This is a genomic window from Siminovitchia sp. FSL W7-1587, from assembly GCF_037963795.1.
Taxonomy (GTDB): domain Bacteria; phylum Bacillota; class Bacilli; order Bacillales; family Bacillaceae_C; genus Siminovitchia; species Siminovitchia thermophila.
Map to the genome: position 1 here is coordinate 394764 of NZ_CP150169.1, position 18662 is coordinate 413425.

Genomic DNA, 18662 nt, shown 5'->3' on the forward strand with positions numbered 1-18662 from the left:
AATCAGTATCGTTGATCAGCCGCTCTCATCTACTTACCAAAGGCTTTCGTTTCGAGTACTCAAGGGTGATTTTCCATTTCTCTTCCATCCCGGGCTTCCACCATCCCCGGATCGCTTGAATGGCTTTTTTAAAAATGTACTTTCCCTATCATCGCTTTATTCCCTGTAAAATTACTATTATTATATGTGAGCACTCAAAATGATGTCAAGTTCTACTCTACTTCTTCCGCCTCTTCTAAAGAAGTGAGTTCGGTAGCATCAAGTTCAAACTCCATCAGTTTATCCCAATCATCGCTTTGCAACAGGTCAAGCTGAGCCTCGATCAACATGCGGAAACGTGTGCGGAATACTTTTGACTGCTTCTTTAGTTCTTCAATTTCCAAGGCGATCTTTCGCGCTTTTGATAAAGCTTCATTTACAATTCTATCTGCATTTTTTTCAGCTTCACGTATGATCAGCTTTGCTTCTTTCAATGCATTGCCTTTTACTTCTTCAGCAGCCTCCTGAGCCACAACAATCGACTTATTAAGCGTTTCCTCTATATTGTTGAAGTGGCCCAGACGCTCATTCATAGCAGCCAATTGGTCTTCTAATTCTTTTTTTTCTCGTATTAAAAGCTCATAGTCTTTTATAACCTGATCAAGAAACTCATTGACTTCATCTCTATCATAACCGCTCATTCTTTTGCTGAATTCTTTATTATGTATGTCTACCGGCGTTAACGGCATCATGCCACCTCCTAGTGCTTTTCCTCATCATAAGATACATATATTATAACGAATTTTGTCTAAGTCTGGGGAGATTCTTTTCAAATTTAAGATTTTACCATCCCGAATTGTATCCTAAGCTTCTGTTTTTTCGTTTCTCCCAAAATGCGGATAATCTTACACCTTCCAAGCCTGCGCGCAGAGATCATATCACCTTCAAAACAGTCCGTTGCCGGTTGTTCGGTTATTTTCCAGTTTAATTTTACCAACTTTTGACCGATGATTGATTGGGCTTTTTGCCTTGAAACGGAAAAAGCGGCAGAAATAATAGCATCCAGCCGCATCGAGGAAGCAGTCTTTTCCATCTGGACCCACTCTTCTTCCCGTTCAATCACTTCATCCAGCCCAAGCTTTTGAATTGTCACATTGGCCTTACCGACCTCTTTAAATTGAGAGATGATATAATCTTCAATTTCCGTACTGGAAAAAAAATGAATGCGATCCCCGTTTACAATGATGTCGCCAAACTTCTCTCGCTTGATCCCTAAGGACATTAACGACCCGAGCACCATGCGATGTTCCAGCTTCACAAACTTCCGGGGATAATCAATCTCGTACAAGCCGATTTGAAAGTGATCTTCTTGCGGTTTTAAATAATCCGGAAAAATGAGTGCCCTTTTACGCTCACAAGAAGGACCTCCTCCAAAAAAAGCATAGCGGACATCAGGTCCATCACCGACAACCGACTGTAATATGAACTGTTGTCTTGGATCAAGAAAGTCTGTCAATTTCTCTGCATAGGTTCTTTCCACAAACTCTTTCCAGTCCATCGCCAAATCAATAAATTGTTTTTCTTCCTTGCGAAAATGTTGATATATATCATCCAAAACGGTCAACCCCATTTGCAAAAAACACTCGGATCATGAGTCAAGGAGCTCAGCGGCCCCAAACCCTTATCCCACCCATTTGGCAATTTCAAGTAATCCCATTGTCGCAAGCTTGAGAACAATAAAAGCGACAATCGGAGAAATATCAATCATGCCAAGGGGCGGCACAATTCTGCGGAATGGTTCCAAATAAGGTTCGCAAATCCGCCCCAGAAACTGCCCGATTCCAGATTCTCTGGCGTTCGGAAACCACGACATTAATATGTATATAATTAATGCCCAAGAATATAGTTGAATCAATTGTACAATTATAGCAGTTATTAATGTCATCCCGTTATGACCACCTCGTATCATCATAATGATCGGTGTCTATCATTTCTGTAATATTTCCTGATACTTCCACGTTATCAGGCGTACAGAGAAAAATATCCTTGCCGATTCTTTGTATGTCGCCTCCTATAGCATAAACAGTACCGCTTAAAAAGTCGACGATTCTGACTGCCTGGTCGTGCTGAATACGTTGTAAATTAACGACAACCGCTCGGCGGTTGACCAAATGATCCGCTACTTCCTGTGCTTCGGCATATACTCTCGGTTCAATCAATATTACCTTGGAAGACTGTTGTACGCTTTGCAGACTGACGACATTTTGCTTCCGTGTAGCCGGTGTGCTTGGTTTTTTTGTTTCCTCAGGTTCGTTAGCCACTTTTTCTTCTTCAGCGTATTCATACTCATCTTCCAGCAAAAAAAAGTTTTTAAATTTTGATTTAATACCCAATTTCGTGCCTCCTTCGCATCATTCACCAACAAGAGCGGACCCGATGCGGACGAAAGTTGCCCCCTCTTCTATGGCAATTTTGAAATCATTGGACATGCCCATCGACAGATCTTCACATGGCGCATGCGGCAAATCCAACTGTTTGATTTCTGTTTGCAAATGCTTCAGTTTTCGAAAACAGGTGCGTAACATATCCTCGTCATCTGTTAATGGCGCCATCGTCATTAATCCGGCAACAATTATTTTATCAAATTGGGCCAATTGTTCAATAAACTCTTTCACCTGACCAGGATCCAACCCGTGTTTTGACTCTTCACCGGAAACGTTTACTTGGACAAAGCACTTAACAGATTGTTCGGCTCTTTTGTTAATTTCTTTTGCCAACGATAGCCGGTCAAGCGAGTGAATATACGTTACCTTGTCAATAATATTTTTAACTTTTCGGGATTGGAGTGTTCCGATGAAATGCCATGTGGGCTTGTCTTTTAAAACTTCCCATTTTTTCTGCAGACCGTCATCTCGGTTTTCACCAAAATGCTGAATGCCCGCTTCAAGTGCTTCCACAGCCCTGTCTATTGTCACATATTTCGTTACCGCCACGATGGTGATGTCTTCAGGATTCCGGTTGGACCGGGCGCATGCTTCTGCGATTTCCTGTTGAATCAAATGCAGCTTTTCAATAACTTTCACGATTCATTACCCCTATATTCTTGTTGTATATATTCGCGTAAAATGACATTTTCTTTAGTGTACCACAAAAGCATGCGAACAGCATGGATAATCTTAATCTTTTGGCATGTTAAGCTGCTGTTGTTCAAATTTGGCACTGCTGTGCCTCACAAGAATGACATCCGTTCCGATTTTGATAATTTGATTCCAGGGAATAATGATTTCATCTTCTTTTCCAAAAAAACCAAGCAGTTTGCCTGTTTGGCTAATAATGATCGACTCTATTTTACCCGTATCAAGATTTATATCGATATCGCCTATATTTCCAAGCTTGCGGCCATCTGTCACATTCACCACATCTTTTAATTGAAATTCCGATATTCTTACCATTATGATCCCCGCTTCCCGCCATGCTTTTTATATACTATAAGTATATGCAACACCCTTAGCCTTTCATGATAAGCGAAAGCCGGATTTCGTATAGTGAAATCCGGCTCATTGAATGTTGATGTTTTTATTCATTTGTTTAATAGCGGCTTTTTCCAATCTTGATACTTGTGCTTGGGATATGCCAATTTCCTCTGCCACTTCCATTTGGGTCTTTCCTTGAAAAAACCGTTTGCGGATGATCATCTTTTCCCTATCATTCAGCCGCTGCAGGCCATCATGCAAAGCGATTTCTTCAATCCACTGGCTATCCCTGCTCTTTTCGTCGCTCAATTGATCCATGACAAAAATGGGGTCCCCACCGTCGTTATATATCGGCTCAAACAAAGAGACAGGGTCTTGAATGGCATCAAGGGCAAAAACAACTTCTTCATGAGGGATTTCCAGTTCACGGGCAATTTCCGCTGCTGTTGGCTCCTTAGACGTTTTTGCCATTAACCGTTCACGTACATGGAGTGCTTTATAAGCGATGTCCCGCAATGAACGCGATACCCGGATAGGGTTGTTATCCCGTAAATATCGGCGGATTTCCCCAATGATCATCGGGACGGCATACGTTGAAAAGCGGACATTTTGGCTGAGGTCGAAATTATCTATTGATTTCATTAATCCGATACACCCGACCTGAAATAAGTCGTCCACATACTCTCCCCGGTTGTTAAAACGTTGAATGACGCTTAACACAAGGCGCAGATTGCCGTTGATCAGTTTTTCTCTGGCTGTTACATCCCCTTGTTGCATTTGCTTCAACAGTTCCCGCATTTCCTCATTTTTCAAAACAGGGAGCTTTGAAGTATCCACACCGCAAATTTCCACCTTATTTCGCTTCAACAGTTTTTCCCTCCTAGCAGGAGCTTGCTTACAGTGTAAGTATCTCCCTGGGAGGAAAATATATGCATTCCCATTTCTTCCTGCCGCTTATAAATCCATGTGAGCCTCTGCCGTCCTTTGCTTTTCGTTCAAAATAATTTTTTAGTTCTTAAATCATTTTATTGAATTCTTTTCTGAGGCGTTTGATAATTCTTTTCTCTAGTCGCGAAATATACGATTGGGAAATGCCCAGAATTTCCGCAACGTCTTTTTGTGTTTTTTCCTCCCCGCCCGCCAGGCCAAAACGAAGCTCCATAATCTGTTTTTCCCGATGGTTTAATTTTTCCAACGCATTGAATAACAGTTTCTTATCCACATTCGCCTCGAGATCCCTTGTGATAATATCATTTTCCGTCCCCAATACATCAGACAACAACAGCTCGTTGCCATCCCAATCAATGTTAAGCGGCTCATCAAAGGAGACTTCGGATCTTGTTTTGTTATTTCGGCGCAAATACATGAGAATTTCATTTTCAATACACCGTGAAGCATAGGTCGCCAGTTTTATCTTTTTCTCGGGATTAAACGTATTGACCGCTTTAATGAGTCCGATCGTTCCAATGCTGATTAAGTCCTCAATATTGATCCCGGTATTTTCAAATTTTCTGGCAATATAAACTACCAACCTTAAATTCCTTTCAATCAGCATGGACCTTGCGGTCTTGTCCCCTTTGGGAAGCTTTTCAAGAAGAACCGCTTCTTCTTCCTTGGAAAGCGGGGGAGGAAGAGCCTCACTTCCCCCTATGTAATAAACTTCATCTGTTTTCCATCCCAATTTCATGAGGAACTTATACCAATAATATGTGATGCGAAACCGAAACTTTTTCACGATATGTCCTCCCTGAATTTTTTTGTTGTGCGGCACTTATGATGCTGACTCGGAGATTGCTTGCTCGATAATGAGAGGATGTACAATACACTCAAATGTGCCATCGCTGGACAGATGTTGGTCTGTAAAAGCAATCAAAGCTTTTCTAGCAACCTTCTCCTGGTCATTCATTTTGATCTTGATTGATTCTGGCTTAAAAGCGAATAAAAGCTGGTGATTCATTCCCAGCGTTTTTGCGGGAATAAGCCTCATCTTTTCCCTCCACTGATCAGGCAATTCCGAAGCAACCTCAAGTGAGTGGTTCGACTCATTGGATAGGTTCACGATTTCTTCCGGCAAGACCTCTTTTAAAGAATGAGTCGAAATGATCATAACCGGAGTTTTGGAGATGGGATCATACAATTGATTGCCGCTGTCAATCAAACCCTTTACATGAATATGGAGTCCGTTCAAGTGGATGGAAACATCTGCCAATACACTATATTCAACAGACGAAATCGTCATATCGTCCACTCTTTTCCTTGAAAAATACCACGCGAGCGGAAATGCAAAGATTACAAACAGCCAGCTGATCGGATCGCCAAACCCTTTTATGCTCTCAAGAAAATAAGCTGTTTCAAGATCCATGTCGAATGAGAGAAAATAGTGAACACCTATAAGAGTTCCTCCCATGAGAAATGTAGCGAAATAAAATGTCAGCAGGGAGGAGATGAACGTTTTAAATCTTTTATACCCGAAGGCGATCATCACCATAAAAACGGATAAACCAAACTTTGCAAGCGGGTGGCCGGACATCTCGGCTACCGGAGTAACAGCCAAAAGAACGACAATGGATCCTGCAATCCCCCCGAGTAAGATACGCCAGAGTTTGACATGCCTTTTTAAAAAAATAGCTGTTATCCATAAAAGCAAGCTGTCTACCAAGACATTTAAAAGCCATATGATATCCAAATAAACAACCAATGACCCTCCCTCCCCAAGTGGATCATAGCGCAAGGGCAGTCCTTTTATTCATTATCGTTTAGTATAAAGGAAGAGGGCTATAGAATGTGTCAATTCCTGTAAGGGAAAATAGAGAAGTTTTCACAATTAACATCGAAGATTGGCTAATGCGGAAGGGTAGAAGATAAATAAAAAAACCAGATTCATGATCAGGCCAGGTAACTAGATGCTTGACAACCTGTCTACAGGACCGGCTATCTGTTTTAAAAAATAATATTACGTGTTTGCTAAGACAGTAATGGGATGACTCCGGAAAGAAACATTCCAATTGCCCAAGCCTGGATTCATTTAAAAAAGGCTTGAAGGGCAGCCATGCTTTTACATTTCCTCCATTCCTGGTTGGGCTAAAAAGGATGATCGTCAAAACATCCTGGCGGGCAAAAAGGATGATCGTCAAAACATCCTGGTGGGCTAAGGGGATGATTGTCAAGACGGACATCAAGGGGGAACGCATGTCAGGTCCCAATGTAAAAACGGGCATCATGCAGAAATAGGGATGTCTCATTTGTAAAACCGATCAACATCCACCCGAAAAGCGCAAGATGGAACAGTGATCAAACATATGACTAATCGGCCGCATTCATAATGAATAGAAGATCCGCGATCTGTTTTTTCGCTTCTATAATACCTTACAAAATAAAAAAGCTTGTAGAGAAAAACAACTGCTTTTTCTACAAGCCGACCAGATTCATCATCTGGCTTATCTTCTTCTATTTCGATTTCTTAAAAATGTAGGAATATCCAGTGTATCCTCCACCGGAGGCTGGTTTGTCCTTGCAGGCTCCTGTACCTCTTCCCTTTTTTGCTCTCGGCTTGTCACGGGGTTATGGTTATGCTGGTGTTGCGGCCTCATTTGCCGGAGCAAAGGATTTTGTTGCTTTTCCTGTCCAGCTGTTTCGTTAAAGCCCGTTGCGATTACAGTCACAACAATTTCATCCTTTAAACTTTCATTAATGACAGATCCGAAAATCATGTTTACTTCCTGGTCTGAGGCACTGGCCACTACATCTGCCGCTTCTTGAACTTCATACAGGCTCAAATTTGTTCCGCCGGAGATATTCATCAATACCCCTTGGGCGCCATCGATGGAAGTTTCCAGGAGTGGGGAAGAAATAGCCTTTTTGGCAGCTTCTACCGCCCGATTTTCACCGGTTGCGACACCAATCCCCATTAAAGCGGAACCTTTATTCGTCATGATGGTTTTGACATCCGCGAAATCCAAGTTAATTAAACCAGGGACGGCAATCAACTCGGAGATTCCCTGAACACCTTGCCGCAAAACATTATCGGCTTCCCGAAATGCTTCCAGCATCGGCGTGCTTTTATCCACAATCTCTAAAAGTCTGTCGTTTGGAATGACGATTAAAGTATCGACAGACTCTTTCATCGCGTCAATTCCACCGCTTGCTTGGTTCGCCCGCTTCCGGCCTTCAAAAGTAAATGGCCTCGTGACGATTCCGACAGTCAATGCCCCCAAATCTTTGGCAATCTGGGCGATGACCGGTGCAGCTCCCGTTCCGGTGCCGCCGCCCATTCCCGCGGTGACAAAAACCATGTCTGCCCCTTTTAATGCTTCTTCTATCTGTTCTTTACTCTCTTCGGCAGCTTTTTTCCCGACTTCGGGATTGGCACCCGCACCAAGACCTCTTGTTAACTTCGCGCCAATTTGCATTTTAATCTCGGCTTTTGACAAGTTAAGTGCTTGTGCGTCCGTATTGACTGCGATAAATTCGACGCCCTGAACGTCATGCTCTATCATCCGGTTTACGGCATTGTTACCGCCGCCGCCGACACCAATAACTTTAATGGTTGCTAAAGAATCAATATTTGTATCGAAATCCAACATGACATGTCCTCCTGTTCTTTTATTCCCAACGGATGTCTCTATTCAAAAAAGTACCCAAAGAATTTTTTTACTTTAGTAGATATTTTCGCATCGGGATCCTTCGTATCTTTTGTATTCGGCTGATGACCCGCAGGAATTCGGGCTTCATCTGCGTCACTTGGCAATTGCACAGGAGAGGCACTGATATTTCTGCCTTGTAATTTTGCCTCGTGGTAGGCATACTTGATGAGCCCTACAGCTGTTGTATATTGCGGCTCTCTGACACCGATGTAATCCGGAAGGGCGATCCTCACCCTGTTTTGGAAAATGATTTGAGCCAATTCCATTACCCCGGGCATATTGGCGACGCCTCCTGTCAAAACAAAACCTCCCGGTAAATCGGCAGCTCCCATTTGCTTTAATTCAAGCTGCACAAGCTCGAATATTTCTTCCATTCTAGCTTCAATGATATCAGATAGCTCCAGCTGGTTAAATTGTTGATGTTGGTCGCTGCCAATAATTGGCACGCTGAATACTACTTCTTCTGACGCATGGTCGTAAAATGCATGTCCATATGCGAGCTTGATGTTTTCCGCGTCATCAGTAGCCGTCCTTAAACCAATTGACAAATCCTTTGTAATATGATCCCCGCCAACCGGGATAACGCTTGTACCCGCAATGCCTCCATTGGCAAATACGGCAACTGTCGTGGAACCTCCCCCGATATCGATTAAGGCACTTCCCATTTGGCGTTCATCTTTTGACAATGCAATAGAAGCAGCTGCCAGCGGTTGCAGAACGATATCGGTGATTTCCAGACCGGCTCGTTCGACGCAGCGCAAAGTATTATGTAATATGGTCTTTGCCCCGGTGACAATCGTCCCTTCCATTTCCAGGCGGACTCCAATCATTCCTCTCGGATCTGTAATTTCATCCAATCCGTCCACAATAAATTGTCCGGGAATGACATTGATAATTTCCCTCTCAGGAGGAATGGACACAACTTGAGCCGCATCCATCACCCTTGCAACATCATCATTCGTAATTTCCCTGTTTTGGCTGGAAACGGCGACTACTCCGTGACATGGCATAAGAGAAACATGATTTCCGGCAATGCCGACAATGCAATTATTAATTTGCATGCCTATCATTCTCTCGGCCTGCTCTACTGCCTTCTTTATCGAATGAACGGTTTCATCTATATCAACAATTGAACCTTTCTTGATCCCTTCAGCCTTGGCGTTGCCAACTCCGATAATATTTAAAGAATCACCGGTCATCGAGCCAATTATGACTTTTATTGTGGAAGTTCCCATATCAAGACTGACATACAATTCATTGGTGTTCACTCCGCGGCACCTCCTTCAACTCTCCCATTCTCTTTTTCTCTTAAAGTTGCCATTTAATGATCATCCTTAATTTTTTAACTACTTTTACTTATTCGGCAAATGAACGTTATTTCCTGTTTGTCAACTAAATTTATTAGACTTTTCATTCGTTGTTTTTTGTACAACTTATCATGATTACAACAGCTTTCGACGAATTCCGGCAAAAGCATGATGAAATTTGACGGTTATGTACCATGATAACTTATTATAAGTCTACAACAAGATTAGCACCTAGAAAAGTCAAACTTGAGTCATACATTATATATTCGCCCCTTTGGGTTTGTCCCTAATGACAGGACATGCTCGAAATCTCTCGAAAAAACGGTCCAAATAAGCGGACCTGTTCCCAAACATTTCCAGCATTCCTGGTGCGAAAAAAAGCTTTACTGGAAGACAAGGTTTTTTCAGTTTTCATTTACAGAAAAGAAAAAGGAGTGGGGCACGTCCATGTGTAGAAAAAAATCATCCTGTTTATTGCCCCTCCTCTTTTTCTTCTTTGTTATCTGATTCGTATGCTTTAAAAAAAGACCCGACTTCCAGATCAATTATACCTTTCTTCTGTGGGTCCAATTCACTGACAAAGGAAGGATAATGAATCATTTTTTCCGCAAAAGTTAGGATTGTGGCACTTACTTCAAACCCGTCATTCATATACAAACTAATGTGGTATTGATCTGTTTTTTTGGGGCTGTAATGTATTTCGGAAATGGCATTTACAATTTCCGGCGGTAGCTCCATTAATTGTTTTGCCATTTCTTCCAATATATGGTTTTCTTCAAAACCATTAAGAATAGGCGCATTGCCTGGAATCTCCATCTTTGGATTATCTGTTAATATTTTCCCATTTTCTAATATGGGGAAAAATTCGGTTCCCGTCGATACGAATGCAATCTTCGCGTATTCTTTCACATTTATATGTACGGTATTCGGAAAACCGATCCGTACGGCAGCGCTTTTGATTTCAGGATGGCTTTTTAAATCTTTCACCGCTTGTTTTCTGTCAATCTCCCATATACTCAAACCACGTTTTAGTTTGCTCATTTTAATGGCTTCTTCAGAAGTGACTGCTTCATTTCCATGCACTTGAATCTGTTTAACGTGGCTAAGGGGGGATTGAAAATAAATGACACAGACAATTAAAAGGAAGAATAGGGAAATAAGGAAAATGAGCCGGCGATTTGCCTTTCGTCTCCGATGCTCTTTTATTTTTGGAATGCGCTCTTCCAAAGATAATATTTTTCCTTTATCCATGCTCCTTACTCCCCGTCAAGATCATTTGTTTGTTATAAAGGATGCCGCTTTGCTGAACAAACATGAAAAACTCCATCCTTTCGCCTGCTTAATCTATTTCCCTTTGCACGATTTCAACCTCTGTATGCAAGTGAATTCCCGTGCTTTCAAAAATTGTTTTTTTAATATGATCGATTAGCTTGATGACGTCTTCGGCCTTGGCATTTCCCGTATTGATAATGAAGTTGCCGTGAAGTTCGGAGATTTGGGCACCTCCGATCTGGAACCCTTTCAAGTTTGCGTCCTGAATCAACTTGCCGGCATGATGAGGTAAAGGATTGCGAAATACACTGCCACAGCATGGTTTTACCGGTTGTGTTTCACGACGATAATGTTTATGCTTCTTCATTTCAACAGTTATCAGTTCCCGATCGCCCTCACGCAACTCAAAAACAGCTTCCAACACGATGCCCGGGCGTTTTTTCTGTAAAACGGATGTCCTGTATGAATATTCCATTTCTTCATTGGAAAGCCATTCTACCGTCCCGTCCGGAAAAAGGATGTGCGCCTTCCGTAAAATCTTTGAGACGTCAGATCCGTGTGCTCCGGCATTCATATAGACGGCTCCCCCGACGGAACCCGGAATTCCTCCGGCAAATTCCAGCCCGCTTAAACCTCTCCTGGCCATGGCATTGGCCAAGACGATAAATGAATAGCCAGCACCGACCCTTACTTCTGTCCCATTTACCTCAAGATGGTCCAGCCCTTTTCCGAGCTTGATAACGACCCCTTCTATTCCCTCATCAGATACGAGCAGATTGGACCCGCGTCCTATGACTCTCCAAGGCATATGATGTTTTTGCACAATTTCCATCGTTTTTAGCAAAAGATCAATTGAATCTGGTTCGACAAATATATCTGCGGGTCCTCCCACCTTAATCGTCGTATGATTGGCAAGAGGCTCATATTCCTTTATCTTCCCAACTTGGTTGGCATGAAGTTCTTCTAAAAAATCCATTGCATTAACCCCCTCACAAGTTAGCGGCGTTTATTGACAACACTTAAAAGCACATTATATAAGCGCTTGGTCGCATCCGGCATACCAAGGTTTTTCGATGCTTCAGACATTGAATCTAATATTTCGTGATCTAGTAAAATCTCATCTATGGCTGCAACAAGCCGTTGGCTTGTTAACTCTTTTTCAGGAAGCATAATCGCTGCCCCGGCCGAAGTTAAAACCGATGCATTTTTTTCCTGATGGTTATTCGTAACATATGGACTTGGGATTAATATGGCGGGAAGTCCGAGTGCCGTAATTTCGGCAAGGGATGTTGCCCCCGCCCGGCCGACGACAACGGCTACATCGGCCAACACCTCTTCCATATTATGAATAAACGGTACGATCGCCACATTTGGAGAGCGGCCGATTAAAGCAACTTCTTCTTCCACATCTCCATAATGAGTCTCACCGGTTATGTACAATACTTGATAAGGTTTATTGGCAAACTGCGCCAGCGATTTGATCACCGCTTCATTAATCGGCCTTGCGCCTCTGCTTCCGCCAAAAATTAAAGCTGTCGGTATATGTTCCTTTAGACCAAATTGATTCAGCCTTCCACTTCCTTTTTTGCCAATTACTTCAGATGCCCGGGGGTTCCCCGTAAGAACCACTTTCTGTCCCGGAAAAAACTGCCTTGAAGATTCAAAACAAATGGCAACCTTTTGTACATAACGGCTTAAAAACTTGTTCGTTAATCCCGGCACGCTATTTTGCTCGTGAATGACAGCAGGAATTTTTAATTTTGCTGCCGCATATACAACAGGAGCGGAAACATAGCCTCCCGTACCGATGACAACATCAGGCTGGAAGGCCTTTAGCATTTTTTTACATTCCCTTACGCCTTTAAAAAAGCGCATAATTGTTTTTATATTTTCCAAGGACAACGAGCGTTTAAAACCGGTTATATGTATTTTTTTAAAAGGTATGTTTTCTCTTTGCACAATATTGGCTTCAAGCCCTTTTTCTGTGCCGATATACAAAAACTGCGTATCAGGATGCTTTTCTTTAATTGTTCGGATCAGGGCAAGCGCCGGATACACATGGCCGCCTGTTCCCCCTCCGCTGACAACAATTTTCATCGTGTCACCTCAAGTCAGTGAGATCATCATATTCATTTAACTCTTCAATTATCTTATTTTACTATATTTTACACAAGAAAAATGTGAAACATAACGATTGTTGTCTATTTGTAAAATGAAGAAACATTTGGAGAACAACCGTAATAAAAAAAGAAACCCATTATTTGGAGTTTCTCTCAAATACGTGCATAACGGCTAATATTGAGCAATACGCCAACGGCCATCAGCATAATCGTGAGTGAAGATCCGCCATAACTCAGAAAAGGCAAGGTGATGCCTGTTACTGGCATAAGGCCCGTTACAACCCCAATATTGATCATTACTTGTATGGCAATCATCGAAATGATGCCCACGGCGAGAAAACTGCCATATAAATCAGGGGCGCCAAGCGCTATTTTAATTCCCCGCCATAACAACAAAGCGAATAACAAAATGACAAAGCTTCCCCCGATAAAACCAAGTTCTTCCGATAAAATAGCAAAAATAAAATCTGTTTGCGGCTCAGGCAGATAAAAAAATTTTTGCCTGCTTTGGCCCAGCCCCAATCCGAACAATCCGCCCGGGCCGATCGCATATAGCGACTGGATGATTTGAAATCCGCTGTTCAACGGGTCTTGCCACGGGTCCAAAAATGAAGTAATTCGGGCCATTCTATATGGAGCGGATACAATGAGGGCGACAAAGCCGGCAAGTCCCACCAAACCTAGAAAAACAAAATGAGAAATTCTCGCACCCGCGATGAATAACATGACAACACACGTTCCTGCCATGACCGTTCCCGTTCCGAGGTCAGGCTGAAGCATAATGAGTCCAAACGCAAAGAAGACAAGAGACAAAGAAGGCAAAAGACCTTTTTTCACCGTTGTAATATACCTTTGGTTTTCTGAAAGAAACTTAGCTAAAAAAGCGATAAGGGCAAGCTTGATAAATTCAGACGGCTGAATGGAAAAAGCCCCGACCCCGATCCAGCTTCGGGAACCGTTTCTCTCCATGCCGATGCCGGGGATTAAAACAATCAACAGTAAAAGAAAGCAGATGAGCAAAAGCGGCTTGGCCCATTTCCGCCATGACCAATAATCAATCTTCATCATGAAAAACATCGCTGCAAAACCAAGCCCGGCAAATAACAACTGTCTTTTGGCGAAGAAAAAAGAGTCGTTAAATTTATAATTTGCCCAAACCGCACTGGCACTGTATACCATAATTAAACCGAAAGCCAGCAATGTACAGGTAACTATAATTAAAATAAAATCAGGAGTGGATTTTTTAAAAGGCAACGAAACAGCACCTCTGTCTCCTTTTTATTGAGCCTGCTCCTTCAGTTTGGGATGCGAAGATTCCTTATTCGCGGCATGTCCTCATTATAGGCTCTCTTTCAGTTTATGCACGGCCTCTGTGAAAATATGACCACGAACCTCAAAAGTCTTGTATTGATCCCAGCTCGCACACGCGGGCGACAATAAGACAATATCTCCCGGCTCAGACAAGCTGTACGAAACCGGAACAGCTTCCTCCACATTATCGACATGATGTATGGATCGTATTCCCGCCTCTTTTCCCGCTTTGGCCAATTTATCCGCTGATTGTCCAAATACGACTAAAGCCTTCACTCCCTTTAAATATGGGACAAGTTCATCAAAATCGTTACCTCTGTCCAGTCCGCCCGCCAGCAAAATAACGGGTCTTTGAAAAGCTTCCAATGCACTTTTTGTCGCCAATATATTGGTTGCCTTTGAATCGTTATAAAAGGTGCGGCCGTTCATTTCCGTGACGAGCTGTGTCCTATGCTCCACCCCTTTAAAGCTGCCAAGAACACGGACTATCGCTTCATTTTCAACACCCATCAGCTTGACTGCCGCAATCGCCGAAAGAATATTTTCCAGATTATGTTTTCCCGGCAAAATGATTTCATCAAGTGAAATAATTTCCTCATCAAACCATACAATCTTGCGATTTTGTATGGATATGCCCTCTGCAAGCGGCTGTTTGGTAGAAAAGAAGATTTTCTGGGCCTTTGAATCTTTTACGAGTTCCAATAAATGCTCCTGATCCCCATTGACGATCAAATGGTCGCCTTCCGACTGGTTCAGTGTAATATTCGCTTTCGCCTGACTGTATTCATCCATCGTTCCATGGTAATCAAGGTGGGCTTCATATATGTTTGTTATGATGGCAATTCGGGGTTTGAATGTGCGGACTCCCATTAATTGGAAGGAGGAAAGCTCCATGACGATCGTATTGTCGGAAGATGCTTCCCTGGCTACTTCAGAAGCCACCGTACCAATATTTCCTGCTATCAATGGATTTTTATCCGCTGCTTCTAACATTTCAAAGATCAGTGTAGTCGTGGTCGTTTTCCCATTTGTCCCCGTTATGCCAATAATATCCGCTTCTGACACTTGGTAAGCAAGTTCTACTTCCGTAATGATCGGAATATGATGATCCACAGCCTTCCTGACAAGAGGATTCCCGTATGGAATCCCGGGGTTTTTTACGATCAGTTCAAACCCGTCGTCAAGGAGTTCGGGAGGATGGCTTCCACAAATCACCTTTATTCCTTTTTCCAGCAAGCCTTGAGCCGCCGGATTCTCCTCAAAAGGCTTTTTATCATTGACCGTAACAAAGGCGCCAAGTTCGTGTAAAAGAGATGCAGCGGCAACCCCGCTTTTTGCCAGGCCAAGCACAAGTATTTTTTTATGACGATATATTTCAATGTTTTTCAATTTATACCCACACCTCTATGTAAATTCCCAAGATGGCAAAAAGCAAGCCGACTGCCCAAAATGTTACCACGACCCGCCACTCGGACCAGCCGGACAACTCATAATGATGATGGAGCGGACTCATTTTAAAGACTCTTTTTCCTGTAAGTTTAAAGGAGGTTACCTGAATAATAACAGAAAGTGTTTCAATAACAAAGATACCTCCGACGAGGAGAAGCATGAGTTCCATTTTTGTCATGATCGCAATCGCGGCAATAGCTCCCCCAAGCGCAAGCGATCCCGTGTCGCCCATAAAGACTTTGGCCGGATGGGCGTTGAAGACGAGAAAGCCCAACAGGGCGCCAACAACAGCTACGCTAAATACGGCAATGTCGTATTGAGATTGGCTCCAGGCAAGAATAGCGAAAGCGCCAAATGCAATGGCGGCCGTTCCGGACAGAAGACCGTCCAGCCCATCGGTCAAGTTAACCGCGTTCGAAAAGCCGACAAGCCAAAACACAAGGAATAGGGCATAAAAAGGCCCTAAATCAAGTTCCCAATTTGTTAATGGAATTTCCACTGCCGTATCAAATCCAAATCGCTTTAAGACGAAATAGAAAATAAGCGCAATGACAATTTGGCCCAATAGTTTTTGCTTCGATGTTAAGCCAAGATTTCTCTTTAGGGCGATTTTGATAAAATCATCCAAAAAGCCGAGCAAACCATAACCAAATGTAACAAGCAGCAGTAAATATGTATCCAAACCGGGCTGAGAATATTTTCCCGTCATCGTCAATGTTGTCACGATGATTGACAGCAAAATAATAATGCCGCCCATCGTAGGCGTACCTTTTTTCTTATGATGGGATTTGGGTCCTTCATCCCTAATGCTTTGCCCAAACTTTAACTTTCTTAAAAAAGGAATAAAAAGAGGGGATAACAAAACAGTGACTAAAAAAGACATCAAGATCGTAAAAAGAATGACACGTTCCATCATCACTGTTCCCCCTCCCTGTTGCTGTTATTTTGAAGCAAGTGACAAATTTGTGTAAATATATCTCTATATCGTTCATTGTTTATTTTTGGCATAATCAACTCTGTTTTTCCTCTTTTTTTTCCAATACTGATCTTATGCTTATATTGATCAACTATCTGAACAACCGCTTCTGCTGGTTCATCCGCAAAAAATATGGGGAAATGATTAGGTGCGTAAAATGGAACCTCCACATCCTTCTTCCACACCGCCGCAACCGCCCCCTGATGAATGGCTTGTTGAAGATCATCATCATCCGCGGTAAAAACAAACAACCCTTTTTCCTGATCATGTTCACTTGAAAAGGTAATTTTTTTAAAAGAAATCGGGACTTGCACACCCCGGAACTCTGGAAGGATCCGTAAAACATCATTATATTCAAGCATCATTATAGCTCCTCAATTGCTTTCATGGCCACAAGACGATCATCAAAATCAATCACTTTCTCGCCGATAATCTGATACGTTTCATGCCCTTTTCCGGCAATTAACACAACGTCCCCTTGTTTGGCTTCCCTAATGGCTGTCTGGATCGCTTCTTTGCGATCGGGAATCACTTTGTAGCGTTGGTCCTGTACCCCAGCCTCCATATCAGCCAAAATGGCCGACGGGTCTTCGGTGCGCGGATTATCTGATGTGAATATGGGATTTGTCGAGTAAACGCAAGCTACTTTCGCCATGAGGGGCCGTTTCGTCCGATCCCTGTCCCCGCCACAGCCAACGACGGTAAAAATTCGTTTTTTCGCAAACTGCTGAATGGTTTTCAGGACATTCTCCAAACTGTCAGGCGTATGAGCATAATCGACGATCACTGTAAAATCCTGTCCCGCGTTCACTGCTTCAAAGCGGCCGGGAATCCCCTCCAATTGTTCAAGGGAATGAATTGCCGATTGGAGCGGAATATTCGCGACATATGCAGTCGTAATGGCAGCCAAGGCGTTATACACACTGAATTTACCCATTAATCTCAGTTTTACTTCTTGCTTGCCTTCAGGAGAATGAAGGGTAAATGAGGCCCCGTCGACACTCATTTGTATATTTCCCGCCGAAAATTCGGCCGGCTGATCGATTCCATAGGTGACAACATGGGCTGACGTCTCTTTTACAAAATATGGTGCCGCCGGATCATCGGCGTTGATCACGGCAAACTTCGGCTTATTCCTGTCGTAAATATTGCCCAGACGGGAGAACAAAAGACCTTTCGCCCTTTTGTATTCCTCCATCGTTTCGTGGTAGTCCAAATGATCTTGGGACAAGTTTGTAAACACAGCCACATCAAAGTCGCAGCCATTTACCCTTCCTTGGATAAGGGCATGGGAAGATACTTCCATGGCGACTGTATGGACTCCTTCTTCAACCATATGCGCAAATGTTTGCTGGAGTACAATATTATCAGGGGTGGTATTTTTTGTTTCTAATTTTTCATCCCCTATTTTTATATGAAGCGTTCCAATCAAGCCTGTTTTTTTGCCGGCATCTCTAAAAATGTTTTCAATCATCATACTCGTTGTCGTTTTTCCATTTGTACCGGTAATTCCGATTAAATTCAGTCGCTGCGTAGGGTGGCCATAGAACTCATCAGCCAACACTGCCATCGCCCGTTTCGTATCAGGGACAAGGATTACCGGCGCCTCCACTGCCACTTTCTTTTCCGCTAATACGGCAACAGCGCCCTTTGCCACGGCCGCATTCGCAAATTGATGTCCATCTGTTTGATGGCCTTTTATACAAATAAATAACGCACCTGGTTCAATTTTTCGAGTGTCGTTTGTTATGCTGTTGATATCGGGATTTTCCCGGGGAGCTTTTGTTAACGGCAATACCTTTAATAGACTATGTAACTTCATGGATCCGATCCTTTCTATTATGAAACATTATCGTCCTTTTATGAAAGCTTGCGCATTCTTTAATTGGCATCATTTTACCATAAGACCGTATGATAATATACTATTATATGAATATACAGGAACATGCATTCCTTAGTACAAATGATGTTATTTTCCTTGGTGACATCTGCCATCCATTATATTATCCACAGATTCATTTTTTCGCAATAGAAAAAACCCTCTTATCTAGATTACATATTTTACCATCAGCAATCAGTTTCTATAAAATCTACTCATGCCAAGCAAAATCTGCCCCGAAGGAAGCGGGGCA

19 protein-coding genes are annotated in these 18662 nt (G+C 42.7%); all 19 read right to left on the bottom strand.

Going from position 1 to position 18662, the window contains the following annotated elements; all coding sequences use genetic code 11:
• Positions 1 to 212: 212 nt before the first annotated feature.
• The 19 genes from NST31_RS01860 to NST31_RS01950 all read right to left on the bottom strand — a co-directional run bounded on the left by NST31_RS01860 (position 213) and on the right by NST31_RS01950 (position 18352).
• Positions 213 to 728, bottom strand: a complete 516-nt coding sequence (locus tag NST31_RS01860; RefSeq protein WP_077111796.1) for a DivIVA domain-containing protein — start codon at positions 726 to 728, stop codon at positions 213 to 215.
• An 86-nt stretch (positions 729 to 814) separates the two neighbouring features.
• On the bottom strand, positions 815 to 1594 hold the full coding sequence (locus tag NST31_RS01865) for an RNA-binding protein (RefSeq protein WP_339163573.1): 780 nt from the start codon (positions 1592 to 1594) through the stop codon (positions 815 to 817).
• Between the two features lie 66 nt (positions 1595 to 1660).
• Entirely contained in the window at positions 1661 to 1924 is a 264-nt protein-coding gene (locus NST31_RS01870) for a YggT family protein (protein WP_077111798.1), read from the bottom strand.
• Positions 1925 to 1928: 4 nt separating this feature from the next.
• Positions 1929 to 2372, bottom strand: coding sequence for a cell division protein SepF (locus NST31_RS01875; protein ID WP_077111799.1), 444 nt, complete (start codon positions 2370 to 2372; stop codon positions 1929 to 1931).
• Positions 2373 to 2390: 18 nt separating this feature from the next.
• Complete coding sequence (locus tag NST31_RS01880) at positions 2391 to 3062, bottom strand: YggS family pyridoxal phosphate-dependent enzyme (RefSeq protein WP_077111800.1); 672 nt, start codon at positions 3060 to 3062, stop codon at positions 2391 to 2393.
• A 93-nt stretch (positions 3063 to 3155) separates the two neighbouring features.
• Entirely contained in the window at positions 3156 to 3431 is a 276-nt protein-coding gene (locus NST31_RS01885) for a YlmC/YmxH family sporulation protein (RefSeq protein WP_077111801.1), read from the bottom strand.
• A 105-nt stretch (positions 3432 to 3536) separates the two neighbouring features.
• Entirely contained in the window at positions 3537 to 4319 is a 783-nt protein-coding gene (sigG, locus tag NST31_RS01890; RefSeq protein WP_077111802.1) for an RNA polymerase sporulation sigma factor SigG, read from the bottom strand.
• 148 nt (positions 4320 to 4467) lie between these two features.
• Complete coding sequence (gene sigE, locus NST31_RS01895; RefSeq protein ID WP_077111803.1) at positions 4468 to 5187, bottom strand: RNA polymerase sporulation sigma factor SigE; 720 nt, start codon at positions 5185 to 5187, stop codon at positions 4468 to 4470.
• Positions 5188 to 5223: 36 nt separating this feature from the next.
• Complete coding sequence (gene spoIIGA, locus NST31_RS01900) at positions 5224 to 6150, bottom strand: sigma-E processing peptidase SpoIIGA (protein ID WP_339163577.1); 927 nt, start codon at positions 6148 to 6150, stop codon at positions 5224 to 5226.
• 739 nt (positions 6151 to 6889) lie between these two features.
• Positions 6890 to 8035 (bottom strand): cell division protein FtsZ, encoded by a 1146-nt coding sequence (gene ftsZ / locus NST31_RS01905; protein ID WP_077111806.1) that lies wholly within the window; start codon positions 8033 to 8035, stop codon positions 6890 to 6892.
• 38 nt (positions 8036 to 8073) lie between these two features.
• Complete coding sequence (gene ftsA / locus NST31_RS01910) at positions 8074 to 9363, bottom strand: cell division protein FtsA (RefSeq protein ID WP_077111807.1); 1290 nt, start codon at positions 9361 to 9363, stop codon at positions 8074 to 8076.
• Between the two features lie 510 nt (positions 9364 to 9873).
• A complete protein-coding gene (locus NST31_RS01915) occupies positions 9874 to 10653 on the bottom strand; it encodes a cell division protein FtsQ/DivIB (protein ID WP_077111808.1) in 780 nt (259 codons plus the stop codon).
• Between the two features lie 88 nt (positions 10654 to 10741).
• Positions 10742 to 11650, bottom strand: coding sequence for a UDP-N-acetylmuramate dehydrogenase (murB, locus tag NST31_RS01920; protein WP_077111809.1), 909 nt, complete (start codon positions 11648 to 11650; stop codon positions 10742 to 10744).
• Between the two features lie 20 nt (positions 11651 to 11670).
• On the bottom strand, positions 11671 to 12771 hold the full coding sequence (gene murG, locus NST31_RS01925) for an undecaprenyldiphospho-muramoylpentapeptide beta-N-acetylglucosaminyltransferase (RefSeq protein WP_077111810.1): 1101 nt from the start codon (positions 12769 to 12771) through the stop codon (positions 11671 to 11673).
• 176 nt (positions 12772 to 12947) lie between these two features.
• Positions 12948 to 14048, bottom strand: coding sequence for a stage V sporulation protein E (spoVE, locus tag NST31_RS01930; RefSeq protein ID WP_077111811.1), 1101 nt, complete (start codon positions 14046 to 14048; stop codon positions 12948 to 12950).
• A gap of 84 nt (positions 14049 to 14132) precedes the next feature.
• Entirely contained in the window at positions 14133 to 15494 is a 1362-nt protein-coding gene (gene murD, locus NST31_RS01935) for a UDP-N-acetylmuramoyl-L-alanine--D-glutamate ligase (protein ID WP_339163583.1), read from the bottom strand.
• Position 15495: 1 nt separating this feature from the next.
• Positions 15496 to 16470 (bottom strand): phospho-N-acetylmuramoyl-pentapeptide-transferase, encoded by a 975-nt coding sequence (gene mraY / locus NST31_RS01940; RefSeq protein ID WP_205179426.1) that lies wholly within the window; start codon positions 16468 to 16470, stop codon positions 15496 to 15498.
• Positions 16470 to 16895 carry a hypothetical protein gene (locus NST31_RS01945; protein ID WP_205179425.1) on the bottom strand — a complete coding sequence of 142 codons (426 nt, stop codon included), beginning with the start codon at positions 16893 to 16895 and terminating at the stop codon, positions 16470 to 16472. Before NST31_RS01945 ends, mraY begins: the two co-directional genes overlap by 1 nt.
• Positions 16895 to 18352 carry a UDP-N-acetylmuramoyl-L-alanyl-D-glutamate--2,6-diaminopimelate ligase gene (locus NST31_RS01950; RefSeq protein ID WP_077111815.1) on the bottom strand — a complete coding sequence of 486 codons (1458 nt, stop codon included), beginning with the start codon at positions 18350 to 18352 and terminating at the stop codon, positions 16895 to 16897. Before NST31_RS01950 ends, NST31_RS01945 begins: the two co-directional genes overlap by 1 nt.
• Positions 18353 to 18662: the final 310 nt, after the last annotated feature.

Excerpts from the sequence above, each read along its gene's own strand:
- murB (WP_077111809.1), bottom strand. The coding sequence starts at position 11,650 with ATGGATTTTTTAGAAGAACTTCATGCCAACCAAGTTGGGAAGATAAAG.
- NST31_RS01915 (WP_077111808.1), bottom strand. The coding sequence starts at position 10,653 with ATGGATAAAGGAAAAATATTATCTTTGGAAGAGCGCATTCCAAAAATA.
- NST31_RS01860 (WP_077111796.1), bottom strand. The coding sequence starts at position 728 with ATGCCGTTAACGCCGGTAGACATACATAATAAAGAATTCAGCAAAAGA.
- NST31_RS01945 (WP_205179425.1), bottom strand. The coding sequence starts at position 16,895 with ATGATGCTTGAATATAATGATGTTTTACGGATCCTTCCAGAGTTCCGG.
- ftsZ (WP_077111806.1), bottom strand. The coding sequence starts at position 8,035 with ATGTTGGATTTCGATACAAATATTGATTCTTTAGCAACCATTAAAGTT.
- NST31_RS01885 (WP_077111801.1), bottom strand. The coding sequence starts at position 3,431 with ATGGTAAGAATATCGGAATTTCAATTAAAAGATGTGGTGAATGTGACA.
- NST31_RS01870 (WP_077111798.1), bottom strand. The coding sequence starts at position 1,924 with ATGACATTAATAACTGCTATAATTGTACAATTGATTCAACTATATTCT.
- murG (WP_077111810.1), bottom strand. The coding sequence starts at position 12,771 with ATGAAAATTGTTGTCAGCGGAGGGGGAACAGGCGGCCATGTGTATCCG.
- NST31_RS01950 (WP_077111815.1), bottom strand. The coding sequence starts at position 18,352 with ATGAAGTTACATAGTCTATTAAAGGTATTGCCGTTAACAAAAGCTCCC.
- mraY (WP_205179426.1), bottom strand. The coding sequence starts at position 16,470 with ATGATGGAACGTGTCATTCTTTTTACGATCTTGATGTCTTTTTTAGTC.